The following is a 13,243-nucleotide window of genomic DNA, read 5'->3' on the forward strand; positions in this document are numbered from 1 at the left end:
TACGAGAACGGCTCACGCCTTCGTGGCGTCCTCGAGCTCCTCCTCGGGCTCACGGCCCGGGGTCGGAAGGTTGAACTTGACGATGGCGAAGCGGAAGAGCACGTAGTAGATCGCCGCGAACACCAGACCGATCGGGATGATCAGCCATGGCTTGGTGTCCAGCTTCCAGTAGAGCGCGTAGTCGATCAGACCGGCGGAGAAGTTGAAGCCCGCATGCACGCCCAGAGCCCACGTCACTGCGAGGGACACCGCGGTGAGCACCGCGTGGATCACGTACAGGAGCGGCGCGATGAACATGAACGAGAACTCGATCGGCTCGGTCACACCGGTGACGAAGGAGGTGAGGGCCAGCGACGTCATCATGCCCAGCACGGCCTTGCGGCGCTCGGGACGAGCGGTGTGCGCTATGGCGAGCGCGGCGGCGGGCAGACCGAACATCATGATCGGGAAGAAGCCGGACATGAACATACCGGCGGACGGGTCACCGGCCAGGAAACGGCCGTAGTCGCCGTGGACGACCTCGCCGGCGGCGTTGGTGAAGTCACCGAGCTGGAACCACGCCACGGTGTTCACGAACTGGTGCATGCCGATCGGGATGAGCGCGCGGTTGATGGCACCGAAGAGGCCGGCACCGAACGCACCCAGGCCGGTCATCCACTCGCCGAAGGAGCTGATGCCCTCACCGATGGGCTCCCAGACCAGGCCGAAGAAGACGCCGACGAAGACGCCGACGAAGGCCATGATGATCGGCACGAGACGGCGGCCGTTGAAGAAGCCGAGCCAGTCCACCAGCTTCTTGCGGTGGTACCGCTGCCAGAGGACCGCCGACAGCAGACCCATGATGATGCCGCCGAGGACACCGGGGTTGTTGTAGGTCGCGGCTATGTCCGCGCCGTCCTGGATCTTGGCCTCGGTGACCGGGAAGGCCTCGAGGACCTTGCTGTAGACCAGGAAGCCCACGAGCGCGGCCAGCGCCGTGGAACCGTCCGCCTTCTTGGCGAAGCCGATGGCGACGCCGATGCAGAAGAGCATCGGCAGGTTGCCGGTGATGGCGCCGCCCGCGTTCGCGAAGACGGCGGCGACCTTGTCCCAGCCGAGGCCGTCGGCCCCGAAGACGTCCGGCTGTCCGAGCCGAACCATGAGACCGGCCGCCGGCAGTACGGCGATCGGGAGCTGAAGGCTGCGTCCGACCTTCTGCAAGCCCTGGAACAGGCCTGATCCCCGCTTCTTTGCGGGGGCCGCCGTTGCGGTGGCGGTGCTCATAAGTCCTCCATCGGGTGATGGTCTACACCACTCAGTGGTGTAGACCTGTTGTAGCACGATGAAGGCCGCGTAAGGAACCCGCGAATCCTGCTACCGCCGGGCTACCCACCGTGCCCGTCCGGAGCGGCAAGCGGAACCGCCTCCAGGCACGCCGAAGAGCCCCCGGACCACGAGGTCCGAGGGCTCGAACAGCCGCCTCCAGCCTAAGCAATCACGCCTTGGTGGCGTCCTCCACCTCCTCCTCCGGCTCCCGCCCCGGAGTCTTCAGGTCGAACTTCGTGATCGCGAACCGGAAGATCACGTAGTACACCGCCGCGAAGCACAGCCCGATCGGAATGATCGCCCACGGCCGGGTCGCCAGGTTCCAGTTGATGACGTAGTCGATGAGCCCGGCCGAGAAGCTGAACCCGTCCTTCACCCCCAGCCCCCACGTCACCGCCATCGACACACCCGTCAGCACCGCGTGGATCGCGTACAGCACCGGCGCGATGAAGAGGAAGGAGTACTCCAGCGGCTCGGTGATGCCGGTCACGAACGACGTCAGCCCCACCGACAGCATCAGACCGCCCACCTCCTTGCGGCGGTGCGGCTTCGCGCAGTGCGTGATCGCCAGCGCGGCGGCCGGCAGGGCGAACATCATGATCGGGAAGAAACCGGTGGTGAACTGGCCCGCGGTCGGGTCGCCCGCCAGGAACATGTTGATGTCGCCGTGCACCACCGTGCCGTCCGGCTTGGTGTAACTGCCGAACTGGAACCACATCGGCACGTTCAGGAACTGGTGCAGCCCGATCACCAGCAGCGCCCGGTTGGCGATGCCGAACACGCCCGCGCCCCACGCGCCCAGATCGCTGAGCCAGTCGCTGAAGCTCTCCAGCGCGCCGCCGATCGGCGGCCAGATCCACAGGCACAGCGCCGCGAACAGGATCGCCACGAACGCCATGATGATCGGCACCAGCCGGCGGCCGTTGAAGAAGCCCAGCCAGTCCACCAGCCTGGTGCGGTGGAACCGCTGCCAGAAGTAGGCCGCCAGCAGCCCCATGACGATGCCGCCGAAGACCCCCGGATTCTGGAACGTGAACGCGGTCACCGTCCTCGCCCCGTCGGTCAACTGGCACCCGACCTGCGGCACCGCCTCCGACCCCTCCGGACAGTCCTCCGGGAACTGCCGCAGCACGTTGAAGTAGACCAGGAAGCCCGCCACCGCCGCCAGCGCCGTCGACCCGTCCGCCTTCTTCGCCATCCCGATGGCCACACCCACACAGAACAGCAGCGGCAACCCCAGCGAACCGTCCAGCAGCGCGCCCCCCGCGCCCACCATCACCTTGGAGACGTTCGTCCAGCCCAGACCCTCGTCCCCGAACACGTCCGGCTGCCCCAGCCGGTTCAGGATGCCCGCCGCCGGCAGCACCGCGATCGGCAGCTGCAGACTCCGCCCCATCTTCTGCAGGCCCTGGAACAGACGGTTCCAGCGTTCACGCGCGGGAGAGACCGTACTCCCGGCGCCGGCGGCACTCTCGGCACTCATCCGGTCCCCCTCGACGAAAGCGGTGACGGCGGGTTTGGCGGCAGTCCACCCGGTGGTGTAGACCAGTCGGAGGGACGGTTCCGCTGTCGTGACGCCATCATTCGGCACCCGCGACAGGACCGCTCGCAAAGATGGGCCAACTGTGGGTTACTGCGACAAAGCGGTTCGGATCAGGGAGAACGAACATGGCCACCAAGGCTGAGAAGATCGTTGCCGGGCTCGGCGGCATCGACAACATCGAAGAGGTCGAAGGCTGCATCACCCGCCTCCGCACCGAGGTCGTGGACCCCGCCAAGGTCGACGAAGCCGCCCTCAAGGCCGCCGGCGCCCACGGCGTCGTCAAGATGGGCAGCGCCATCCAGGTCGTCATCGGCACCGACGCCGACCCCATCGCGGCGGAGATCGAAGACATGATGTGAGCCGCGGCCACACCTTCGGGCCCCTACCGCACCTGCGGAAGGGGCCCCTTCCCTTGTACGGCTAGGCTCAGCGCCATGTCTCGAATCGACGGCCGCACCCCCGAACAACTCCGCCCGGTCACCATCGAACGCGGCTGGAGCAAGCACGCCGAAGGCTCCGTCCTCGTCTCCTTCGGCGACACCAAGGTCCTCTGCACCGCCTCCGTCACCGAGGGCGTCCCCCGCTGGCGCAAGGGCAGCGGCGAGGGCTGGGTCACCGCCGAATACGCGATGCTGCCCCGCGCCACCAACACCCGCGGCGACCGCGAATCCGTCCGCGGCCGCATCGGCGGCCGCACCCACGAGATCAGCCGCCTCATCGGCCGCTCCCTGCGCGCCGTCATCGACTACAAGGCCCTCGGCGAGAACACCATCGTCCTCGACTGCGACGTCCTCCAGGCCGACGGCGGCACCCGCACCGCCGCCATCACCGGCTCCTACGTCGCCCTCGCCGACGCCGTCGCCTGGGCCCAGGGCAGGAAACTCATCAAGGCCGGACGCAAGCCCCTCACCGGCACCGTCAGCGCCGTGTCCGTCGGCATCGTCGCCGGAGTCCCCCTCCTCGACCTCCGCTACGAGGAAGACGTCAAGGCCGACACCGACATGAACGTCGTCTGCACCGGCGACGGCCGCTTCGTCGAGGTCCAGGGCACCGCGGAGGCCGAGCCCTTCGCCCGCGACGAACTCAACGCCCTCCTCGACCTCGCCGTCACCGGCTGCACCGAACTCGCCGCCGCCCAGCGCGCCGCGCTCGACACCGTCCTCGAAAGGTAAAAGACACACCAAGGCAGCCGGCCGACGCGGGCAACCGCGCCGGCCGCCGCCGCGTCTGAAGGAGTACGGGCGCACGGATCGACCCCGGGCGCCCGGCCAACGACCAGGGCCGCCGGGCGGCCCGACAAGGGGAGGGACCGTTCCATGGCCGCGAGCCGCCGACGCCGCACCGCAGCCGTCGCCGCCACCCTGGCGGCCGTCGCGCTGACCGCCGGACTCACCACCGGCTGCGACGCCGTCGACAAGGCACTGGACTGCGTCCAGACCGCCGACGCCATCGCCGACAGCGTCACCGACATGCAGCAGGCCGTCGAGAACGCCGGCAACGACGTCACCCAGCTCGAGGAATCCCTCGAGTCCATAGACAAGAACCTCGGCGAGATCGGCGACAAGACCGACAACGCCGACGTCGGCAAGGCCGTCGAGGACCTCGAGAAGGCCGTGCAGAACGTCCGCACCTCCATCGAGAACGGTGACGAGACCCCCGACATCAGCCCGGTCACCGACGCGGCCGGCGAACTCACCAAGGTCTGCACGCCGTAAGAACCCGTGCATGGGCCCAGGGATACTGGGCCCATGACCCGCCTGATCCTCGCCACCCGCAACGCCGGGAAGATCACCGAACTGCGCGCGATCCTCGCCGACGAGGGCCTGCCCCACGACCTCGTCGGCGCCGACGCCTACCCCGACATCCCCGACGTCAAGGAAACCGGCGTCACCTTCGCCGAGAACGCCCTGCTCAAGGCCCACGCCCTGGCCCGGGCCACCGGCCTCCCCGCGGTGGCCGACGACTCCGGCCTCTGCGTGGACGTCCTGAACGGCGCCCCCGGCATCTTCTCCGCCCGCTGGGCGGGACGCCACGGCGACGACAAGGCCAACCTGGACCTGCTGCTGGCCCAGTTGGGCGACATCGCGGACGAACACCGGGGCGCCCACTTCGCCTGCGCGGCGGCCCTCGCACTCCCCGACGGCACGGAGCGAGTGGTCGAGGGCCACCTGACGGGCACCCTCCGCCACACCCCGGCAGGCACGAACGGCTTCGGCTACGACCCGATCCTCCAGCCGGAGGGCGAGACGAGGACCTGCGCGGAACTGACGGCGGCCGAGAAGAACGCCATCAGCCACCGCGGCAAGGCGTTCCGGGCACTGGTTCCGGTGGTGCGGGAACTGCTCGGCTGAACACTGGTGCGGCCGGAGGGACTCGAACCCTCACGGGAGTTACCCCACTGGGACCTAAACCCAGCGTGACTGCCAATTCCACCACGGCCGCCTGATGCTGCCCGGCCATGCTAGCGGCCGGGCAGCGGGGTCAGATGCCCAGATCCTTGATGATCTTGGCCACGTGGCCCGTCGCCCGGACGTTGTAGAGGGCGTGTTCGACCTTGCCCTCCTCGTCCACGACGATCGTGGAGCGGATGACGCCCATGTAGGTCCTGCCGTAGTTCTTCTTCTCGCCGAAGGCGCCGTACGCGTCGAGGACCTGCTTCTCCGGGTCGGCGAGGAGGGTGACCTTCAGCGACTCCGCCTCGCGGAACTTGGCGAGCTTCTCCGGCTTGTCGGGGCTGATGCCGATGACGTCGTAGCCCGCGCCGGCCAGCAGCTCCAGGTTGTCCGTGAAGTCGCAGGCCTGCTTCGTGCAGCCGGGGGTGAGGGCCGCCGGGTAGAAGTAGACGATGACCTTGCGGCCCTTGTGGTCGGCCAGGGACACCTCGTTGCCGTCGGCGTCGGGCAGGGTGAAGGCGGGGGCCTCGTCCCCGGGCTGGAGGCGTTCGCTCATCGGTCTGGTCTCCTCGTACGTACGCGCTGCGTGGATCGGGTGCCGGGATCGAGGGTAACCGGGGGTCCTGACAGTGCGTGGCGGCGTGGAGCTGACAGACTGTCCGGCACAGGTACACGGGTATCAGTGGATTTCGGAGGCGGCACGGTGGCGGACACGGCGGACACCAGAACCCCGGCGCAGATCGAGGCGGACATCAGGCGCCGCCGCGCGGTGCTGGCCGAGACCCTGGACGAGATCGGTGTGCGGGTGCACCCGAAGACGATCGTGGGGGACGCCAGGGCCCGGGTCGTCTCGAACGTCGATCACACGCTGGGGCGGGCGTACGTCCGGGTCAACGGCGTGGTGAGTGACGTCAAGGCGCAGTTCGTGGACGAGGAGGGTTCGCCCCGGCTGGAGCGGGTCGTTCCGGTGGCGGTGCTGGTGGTGGGGGTCGTGGGGCTGATGGCGTTCGGATCCCGTCGGCGCAGGCGCTGACCGTGTACCCCGCCCGACGGTGCGAGCGGCGATTGCAGGTAGGTTTCAGGACGTGAGCGCCAAGAGACACGAGCACGGTTCCCAGGACGACAAGCTGCCCATCCGGATGTTGCACGACCGCGTACTCGTGCGGCAGGACACGAGCGAGGGCGAGCGGCGTTCCGGGGGCGGCATCCTGATCCCCGCGACGGCGGCCGTGGGCCGTCGGCTGGCCTGGGCCGAGGTGGTCGCGGTGGGGCAGAACGTCCGGACCGTGGAGCCGGGCGACCGGGTGCTGTACGACCCGGAGGACCGGGCGGAGGTCGAGGTGCGGGGGACGGCGTACGTGCTGATGCGGGAGCGCGATCTGCACGCCGTGGCCGCGGACCGTTTCGAGGGTTCCGAGGATTCGACCGGTCTGTACCTGTAGATCGATGGTGGGAAGGGGCTGGTGACCGTTGTCACCAGCTCTTTTTCCGTTTTCGGGCTAGGGTGGAGGGACCCGAGAGGGCCCCGACGAGACGCGCCGTACCGGGGTGAAGGCAAAGACGACGCACCCCCGTTTCCGTTCGTGTCCCGGAGGTGCCTGTCATGGCCTGGGTTCTGCTTGTCGTCGCCGGTCTGCTGGAGGTCGGCTGGTCGGTGGGGATGAAGTACACCGACGGTTTCACCCGGCTGGTTCCGAGTCTGCTCACCGGCGCCGGGATCGTGACGAGCATGTTGCTGCTGTCGTACGCCGCTCGTACGCTGCCGATCGGTACGGCGTACGGCGTGTGGGTGGGGATCGGCGCGGCCGGGGCGGCGGTGCTGGGCATGCTGGTGCTGGGCGAGCCGGTGACGGCCGCGCGGATCTTCTTCATCTGTCTGCTGTTGGTGGCCGTGGTGGGGCTGAAGGCGACGTCCGGGCACTGAGCGGCGGGCCGGCCGGTCAGTCCCATCGGCTGTTCTGGATGAGCGCGCCGGTCAGGCCGCCCGGGCCGGGGCCGTCGTCCCCGTTGGCGTCGCCGTCCCCGGTGCCGTCCGTGGTCGTTCCGCTGTCGTCCTCCGTCTCGCCGCCGGTGGTGCCGCCCTCGGTCTGCCCCTGGGGCGGTTCCGCCTCGTCCTGGCCGGTGGATTCGTCTCCCGTCTCCGTCCCGCCCGGTGCCTCGCTGCTGCTGCCGCTGCCGCCGTCGTCGTCCGGGTCGCCGGAGGAGGACGGTCCGGTGCTGGAGTCGCCGGGGGGCGGCTGGGTCTTCCAGGCGCCGGGCTGGAGGCGGAGGTTGAAGGCCGTGACCGGTACGTCCTCGAGGGCTTCGCGGGTGTACTGGCCCCAGATCTCGGCGGGGGCGCCGCCGCCGTTGACACGGGGCAGGCCCATGGCGCCGTAGAGGGATTTGTGGCCGGCGGTGACGGGGTCCTGGCCCATGACGGCGACGACGGTGGCGAGGTCGGGGGTGTAGCCGGCGAACCAGGCGGCGGTGTCCTCCTCGGCGGTGCCGGTCTTGCCGGCGGCGGGGCGGCCCGCGGTCTGGGCGGCGGTGGCGGTGCCGTTCTCGACGACGCCGCGCAGGACGGAGGTGGTGGTGTCGGCGGCCTGGCGGCTGACGGCCTGGCGGGTGCGGCGGTCGGGCAGGTCGACGTCCTGCCCGTTCTGGGTGACCTTCTCGATCATCGTGTAGTCGCCGTGTTTGCCGTGGTTGGCGAGGGTGGCGTACGCCTCGGCCATGTCGAGGACGCTGGCGGTGGCGACGCCGAGGGCGATGGAGGGCCCGGCGTCGGAGAGGCTGGGGGTGTTCTCGGACAGGCCGAGGTCGATCGCGGTCTGCCGGACCTTGTCGGGGCCGACGTCGACGGCCATCTGCGCGTACACGGCGTTGACGGACTTGTCGGTGGCCTCGCGGACGGTGATGTCGCCGTAGTCGCGGTGGTCCTCGTTCTCGGGGGCGTAGCGGTCGCCGGGCCAGCCCTGGACGGGGCGTTCGCTGGTGCCGTCGTAGATGGTGTTGGGGGTGATGGGGCGGCCGTCGCGGGTGCGGGAGCCGTTCTCGACGGCGGCGGTGAACACGAACGGTTTGAAGCTGGAGCCGACCTGGAAGTCCCGGCGGGTGGCGTTGGGGGTGTACTGCTTGACGTAGTCGATGCCGTTGTACATGGCGACGACCTTGCCGGTCTTCACGTCGATGGAGGCGCCGCCGGCGCGGACGTAGGTGTCGACCTCGCGGTTCTCCTTGTCGAGCCGGTCCATGAGTTTGTCGTTGACGGCGTCGACGAAGGCGTCCTGCTTGTCCTTGTGCAGGGTGGTGGTGATGCGGTAGCCGCCGGTGTCGAGGGTGTCCTCGTCGACGATGTCGTTCTGGACGAGCTGGTTCTTGACGATGTTCACGATGTAGCCGCGCTGCCCGGACAGGCTGGTGGAGACGGTGGTCCGCTGGGGCATGGGGAACTTCAGGCCGGCGCGTTCGGAGGCGCTGAGCCAGCCCTCGTCGACCATGCCGTCGAGGACGTAGTTCCAGCGGTCCTCGACGGTGTCGCGGTTCTCGGGGTGGGTGATGACGTCGTACTGGCTGGGGGCGTTGACGAGGGCGGCGAGGTAGGCGGCGCGTGCGGCGTCGAGTTCGGAGGCGTCGATGCCGTAGTAGGCGTGGGCGGCGGACTGGATGCCGTAGGCGCCGCGGCCGAAGAAACTGGTGTTGAGGTAGCCCTCGAGGATCTGGTCCTTGGTCTGTTCGCGGTCGAGTTTGATGGCGATGAAGAACTCCTTCACCTTGCGGGTGACGGTCTGTTCCTGGCGGAGGTAGTAGTTCTTCACGTACTGCTGGGTGATGGTGGAGCCGGACTGTCTGCCCTTGCCGGTGGCGGTGTTCCAGGCGGCGCGGACCATGGCCTGGGGGTCGATGGCGGACTCGGTGTAGAAGTCGCGGTCCTCGGCGGCGAGGACGGCGTGCCGGGCGTCCTCGGAGATCTGGGAGAGGGTGACGTTCTCCCGGTTGACGTCGCCGTCGCGGGCGATGACGGAGCCGTCGGCGTAGAGGTAGACGTTGGCCTGCTGGGTGGCGAGGGCGTTGGCGGCGGGGATCTGTACGAGGTGGTAGCCGAGGAAGAAGCCGCCGATGACGACCGCGGCGGCGATGAGGAAGCCGCCTAGGACCATCCGCCAGGTGGGGAGCAGCCGGCGCCATCCGGTGCGTTCGGGCCTCTTCGTGGCGGCGGCCGCCTGGGACTTCCTCGGTGCCCAGCCCTTCCCGGACTGCTCCCCGGACTGCTTCCCGGGCGGCTGCGGCTGCGGCTCGTCGCTCATGTCGTGCACGGACTCCTGTTTCGCCTGGCTTGTTCCACTACGCCGTGGTGTGTGCCTCTTATTCAAGACTGTCCCATCCGGCGGCGCGTCTCCGCCGACGCCGCGCGTGGCGCGCGTACGCGGCTTGTCACACACATGGCCCCAACGAAAATGCGTGGCCGGGGATGTGGCGGGCGCACTAGGCTCCTGCGCTTCGGTGCCGGATGCGGGAGGAGGGCGGGGCGTGGGCTCGGCGCGGTTGTATCTGGCCGTCGCGGTGGGGGGTTTCCGGCGGTACGCGTCGTACCGGGCGGCGACGGCGGCCGGGGTGTTCACCAATACGGTGTTCGGGCTGATCCTCGTCTACACGTATCTGGCGCTGTGGGAGGAGCGGCCGGGTCTCGGCGGGTACGACCAGGCGCAGGCGGTCACGTACGTGTGGCTGGGGCAGTGTCTGTACGCGACGCTGGCGATCCAGGGCGGGGGCGCCGAGAAGGACCTGATGGAACGCATCCGTACCGGTGAGATCGCCGTCGACCTGTACCGGCCGGTGGATCTGCAGCTGTGGTGGCTGGCGGGTGACGTGGGCCGGGCGGCGTTCCAGATGCTGGGACGGGGCGTGGTGCCGTTCGTGTTCGGTTCGCTTTTCTTCACGATGGCGCTGCCCACGGAGATCACGCCGTGGCTGGCCTTCGCGGTGACGCTGCTGCTGGCGGCGGTGGTGAGTTTCGCGATCCGCTATCTGGCGGCGCTGAGCGTGTTCTGGCTGATGGACGGTACGGGTGTCAGCCAGGTGTTGATGATCACGGGGGTGTTCTTCTCGGGCATGGTGCTGCCGCTGAACGCCTTCCCGGACGGGCTCGGTGACGCCGTACAGGTGTTGCCGTGGGCGGCGCAGATCCAGGTTCCGGCGGATGTGCTGATGGGGGAGCGGGACCCGCTGGGGGCGTTCGCGTTCCAGGCGGCGTGGGCGGTGGCGCTGCTGGCGGCGGGGCGGCTGCTGCAGTCGGTGGCGACGCGGCGGGTGGTGGTGCAGGGTGGGTGAGCGGAGCGCGGTCGTGGAGGGGCTGCGGGCCTACGGGTTGATCGCCGGGATGTGGGTGCGGTCCGGGATGACCTACCGCGCGTCCTTCGTCTTCACGGTGTTCGGGAACCTGCTGGTGACGGGCCTGGACTTCGTGGGGATCCTGCTGATGTTCTCGCAGGTCGACTCGCTGGGCGGCTGGACGCTGCCCGAGATCGCCCTGCTGTACGCGCTGTCGGTGACGTCGTTCGGGATCGCCGACCTGCTGCTCGGCTCGATGGACGTGCTGGGCGCGCGGATGCGGGACGGCTCGTTCGACATCCTGCTGGTGCGTCCGGTGCCGGTGCTGGCGCAGGTCGGCGCGGACCGTTTCGCGGTGCGCCGGCTGGGCCGGATCACGCAGGGCGCGGTGGTGCTGGGCTGGGCGCTGGTCGCGGTCGACGTCGACTGGAGTGCGGTGAAGGTGCTGCTGGTGCCGGTGATGGTGGTCAGCGGCGCGGCGATCTTCTCGGCGGTGTTCGTGGCGGGCGCGGCGTTCCAGATCTTCGCGCAGGACGCCGCCGAGGTGCAGAACGCGTTCACGTACGGCGGGACCACGCTGCTGCAGTATCCGCCGAGCGTGTTCGGGAAGGACCTGGTGCGCGGGGTGACGTTCATGCTGCCGCTCGCCTTCGTCAACTGGGTCCCGGCCGCCTACGTGTTGGACCGTCCGTACCCCATCGGTCTGCCCGGCTGGGCGGCCTTCGCGTCGCCGCTGGTGGCGGTGGGCTGCTGCGCGCTGGCGGGTCTGGCGTGGCGGACGGGTCTCAGGTCGTACCGGAGCACGGGGAGTTAGCAGACGATGGATGACGCTTTCATCGAACTCGACGGCGTGGAGAAGGTCTTCGACGTCCGCAAGAAGACCGGCTTCCTGAAGCGGGAGCGGCATCAGGTGCGGGCGGTCGACTCGATCTCCTTCACGGTGGCGCGGGGCGAGATGGTCGGCTACATCGGCCCCAACGGCGCCGGGAAGTCGACGACGATCAAGATGCTGACGGGGATCCTCACACCGAGCGGCGGCCGGCTGCGGGTCGCCGGGATCGACCCCTCCCGTGAGCGGACGCGGCTGGCGCACCGCATCGGGGTGGTGTTCGGGCAGCGTACGACGCTGTGGTGGGACCTCCCGCTGATCGACTCGTACAAGCTGATGCACCGCATGTACCGCATCCCGGACGCCCGGTACCGGGAGAACCTCGACCGGCTGACCGAACTCCTCGACCTGGGCGAGCTGTTGGACGTGCCGGTGCGTCAGCTCTCGCTCGGCCAGCGGATGCGCGGGGACATCGCGGCGGCGCTGCTGCACGACCCGGAGGTGCTCTACCTCGACGAGCCGACGATCGGCCTGGACGTCGTCTCCAAGACCAAGGTGCGGGACTTCCTGCGGCAGTTGAACACCGAACGGTCCACGACGGTGCTGCTGACCACCCACGACCTCCAGGACATCGAGCAGTTGTGCTCACGGGTGATGGTCATCGACCACGGCCGGTTGGTGTACGACGGTCCGCTCACCGGGCTGCACGAGGCGGGGGAGAGCGAGCGGACGCTGGTGGTGGACCTGGAGCGGGAGCTTCCGCCGATCGAGGCGCCGCCGCCCGCGCGGGTGGTACGGGTGGAGGGGCCCCGGCAGTGGCTGGCGTTCCCGGCGTCGGCGTCGGCGGCCGAGCTGGTGGCGCGGATCGCGGCGCGGTACCCGCTGGTGGACCTGTCGGTACGGGAACCGGACATCGAGGCGGTGATCGCCAGAATGTACGAGGAGCGGGCCGGACGGGCCCTCTCGTAGCCGTGTGGCGGAGACAACTCGTAGGCTGCTGGTATGACCGACGACGCAGCCGCCCCGGACCTCCGCGCCTCCGACGCCGACCGTGAACGGGTCGCCGAGATCCTGCGGGACGCCCTCGCGGAGGGCCGCCTCGACATGGAGGAGTTCGAGGAGCGGCTGGACGCGACGTACAAGGCGCGCACGTACGGCGACCTGACGCCGATCACCCGCGACCTGCCGGACCAGGGAACGCCCGCCCCGGCCGTGTCCCTCACCAAGCAGCCGGAGCGGAGCGGCACTTGGGGGGACCGGATCGTCGGCGGCGACGACGCGGGCACGTCGTCGTGGGCCGTGGCCGTGATGTCGGGCTTCCAGCGCAGGGGCCGCTGGACGGCGCCGCGCCGCTTCAACTGCTTCGCCTTCTGGGGCGGCGGGGAGATCGATCTTCGGGAGGCGTACTTCGCGGACCGCGAGATCGTCATCAACGCGGTCGCGATCATGGGCGGGGTGGAGGTCATCGTCCCGCCCGGCGTCGAGGTCGTCGTGCGCGGCATCGGAGTCATGGGCGGCTTCGACCACCGCGAGGAGGGCGTCCCCGGCGAGCCGGGCGCCCCGCGCGTGATCGTCACGGGCTTCGCCTTCTGGGGCGGCGTGGGCGTCGACCGCAAACTCCCCCGCGCGGAGAAGCAGCGCCTGCGCGAGGAGCGCCGCAGGGAAAAACTGGAACGCAAACAGGAACGCCGCCGAGAACTGGAGGGCTCCCTCCAGGACCACCTGAACCTGCACCCCGACGCCCGCCAGGGGGCACACGAGCCACGCAGACGCGACGACCGCTGAATCAGCCCCTCCGGCGTTTGAGGAGCGGGGTCCGGGGCGGAGCCCCAGGTTCGGGACGGGAAGGGGAGGCGGGGG

15 protein-coding genes, 1 tRNA gene and 1 riboswitch are annotated in these 13,243 nt (G+C 69.5%); of the genes, 11 read left to right on the forward strand and 5 right to left on the reverse strand.

Going from position 1 to position 13,243, the window contains the following annotated elements; all coding sequences use genetic code 11:
* Nucleotides 1-12: 12 nt before the first annotated feature.
* Complete coding sequence (locus AMK33_RS05655) at nt 13-1,263, reverse strand: PTS transporter subunit EIIC (protein WP_073931630.1); 1,251 nt, start codon at nt 1,261-1,263, stop codon at nt 13-15.
* A gap of 211 nt (nt 1,264-1,474) precedes the next feature.
* Nucleotides 1,475-2,788 carry a PTS transporter subunit EIIC gene (locus AMK33_RS05660; protein WP_073931631.1) on the reverse strand — a complete coding sequence of 438 codons (1,314 nt, stop codon included), beginning with the start codon at nt 2,786-2,788 and terminating at the stop codon, nt 1,475-1,477.
* Nucleotides 2,789-2,973: 185 nt separating this feature from the next.
* Between AMK33_RS05660 and AMK33_RS05665 the strand changes: the two genes are divergently transcribed.
* From AMK33_RS05665 to rdgB, 4 genes are all read left to right on the forward strand, one after another.
* Nucleotides 2,974-3,207, forward strand: a complete 234-nt coding sequence (locus AMK33_RS05665) for a glucose PTS transporter subunit EIIB (protein WP_030868674.1) — start codon at nt 2,974-2,976, stop codon at nt 3,205-3,207.
* A 75-nt stretch (nt 3,208-3,282) separates the two neighbouring features.
* Nucleotides 3,283-4,020: a ribonuclease PH gene (gene rph, locus AMK33_RS05670; RefSeq protein WP_073931632.1), complete on the forward strand. Its 738-nt coding sequence runs from the start codon at nt 3,283-3,285 to the stop codon at nt 4,018-4,020.
* A gap of 144 nt (nt 4,021-4,164) precedes the next feature.
* Nucleotides 4,165-4,563 carry a hypothetical protein gene (locus AMK33_RS05675; protein ID WP_073931633.1) on the forward strand — a complete coding sequence of 133 codons (399 nt, stop codon included), beginning with the start codon at nt 4,165-4,167 and terminating at the stop codon, nt 4,561-4,563.
* Between the two features lie 33 nt (nt 4,564-4,596).
* Nucleotides 4,597-5,199, forward strand: coding sequence for an RdgB/HAM1 family non-canonical purine NTP pyrophosphatase (gene rdgB, locus AMK33_RS05680; protein ID WP_073931634.1), 603 nt, complete (start codon nt 4,597-4,599; stop codon nt 5,197-5,199).
* Nucleotides 5,200-5,203: 4 nt separating this feature from the next.
* On the opposite strand, the gene AMK33_RS05685 is transcribed toward rdgB, so the two are convergent.
* Nucleotides 5,204-5,290, reverse strand: a tRNA-Leu gene (locus AMK33_RS05685).
* Between the two features lie 39 nt (nt 5,291-5,329).
* The gene (gene bcp, locus AMK33_RS05690) at nt 5,330-5,797 is read right to left on the reverse strand and encodes a thioredoxin-dependent thiol peroxidase (RefSeq protein WP_073931635.1); all 468 of its coding nucleotides are present in this window, start codon (nt 5,795-5,797) and stop codon (nt 5,330-5,332) included.
* A 147-nt stretch (nt 5,798-5,944) separates the two neighbouring features.
* Here bcp and AMK33_RS05695 point away from each other — a divergent pair, with 147 nt between their 5' ends.
* The 3 genes from AMK33_RS05695 to AMK33_RS05705 all read left to right on the forward strand — a co-directional run bounded on the left by AMK33_RS05695 (nt 5,945) and on the right by AMK33_RS05705 (nt 7,165).
* Complete coding sequence (locus AMK33_RS05695; RefSeq protein ID WP_073932047.1) at nt 5,945-6,274, forward strand: DUF3618 domain-containing protein; 330 nt, start codon at nt 5,945-5,947, stop codon at nt 6,272-6,274.
* 52 nt (nt 6,275-6,326) lie between these two features.
* On the forward strand, nt 6,327-6,683 hold the full coding sequence (locus AMK33_RS05700) for a GroES family chaperonin (protein ID WP_004930971.1): 357 nt from the start codon (nt 6,327-6,329) through the stop codon (nt 6,681-6,683).
* A gap of 66 nt (nt 6,684-6,749) precedes the next feature.
* Nucleotides 6,750-6,811: riboswitch (guanidine-III (ykkC-III) riboswitch) on the forward strand.
* Nucleotides 6,812-6,844: 33 nt separating this feature from the next.
* On the forward strand, nt 6,845-7,165 hold the full coding sequence (locus AMK33_RS05705) for a DMT family transporter (protein ID WP_030825380.1): 321 nt from the start codon (nt 6,845-6,847) through the stop codon (nt 7,163-7,165).
* 16 nt (nt 7,166-7,181) lie between these two features.
* Here the strand turns inward: AMK33_RS05705 and AMK33_RS05710 are convergent, their stop codons facing one another.
* A complete protein-coding gene (locus AMK33_RS05710; RefSeq protein ID WP_073932048.1) occupies nt 7,182-9,530 on the reverse strand; it encodes a transglycosylase domain-containing protein in 2,349 nt (782 codons plus the stop codon).
* 223 nt (nt 9,531-9,753) lie between these two features.
* On the opposite strand from AMK33_RS05710, the gene AMK33_RS05715 reads away from it, so the two are divergent.
* The 4 genes from AMK33_RS05715 to AMK33_RS05730 are packed head-to-tail and all read left to right on the forward strand — an operon-like array spanning nt 9,754 to nt 13,168.
* Nucleotides 9,754-10,554: an ABC transporter permease gene (locus AMK33_RS05715; RefSeq protein ID WP_073931636.1), complete on the forward strand. Its 801-nt coding sequence runs from the start codon at nt 9,754-9,756 to the stop codon at nt 10,552-10,554.
* Complete coding sequence (locus AMK33_RS05720) at nt 10,547-11,368, forward strand: ABC transporter permease (protein ID WP_073931637.1); 822 nt, start codon at nt 10,547-10,549, stop codon at nt 11,366-11,368. The genes AMK33_RS05715 and AMK33_RS05720 overlap by 8 nt, the downstream gene beginning before the upstream one ends.
* A gap of 6 nt (nt 11,369-11,374) precedes the next feature.
* Nucleotides 11,375-12,352 (forward strand): ABC transporter ATP-binding protein, encoded by a 978-nt coding sequence (locus AMK33_RS05725; protein ID WP_073931638.1) that lies wholly within the window; start codon nt 11,375-11,377, stop codon nt 12,350-12,352.
* Between the two features lie 33 nt (nt 12,353-12,385).
* Entirely contained in the window at nt 12,386-13,168 is a 783-nt protein-coding gene (locus AMK33_RS05730; protein WP_073931639.1) for a DUF1707 SHOCT-like domain-containing protein, read from the forward strand.
* Nucleotides 13,169-13,243 lie beyond the last annotated feature (75 nt).

The organism is Streptomyces sp. CB02400 (genome assembly GCF_001905725.1).
Taxonomy (GTDB): Bacteria; Actinomycetota; Actinomycetes; order Streptomycetales; family Streptomycetaceae; genus Streptomyces; species Streptomyces atrovirens.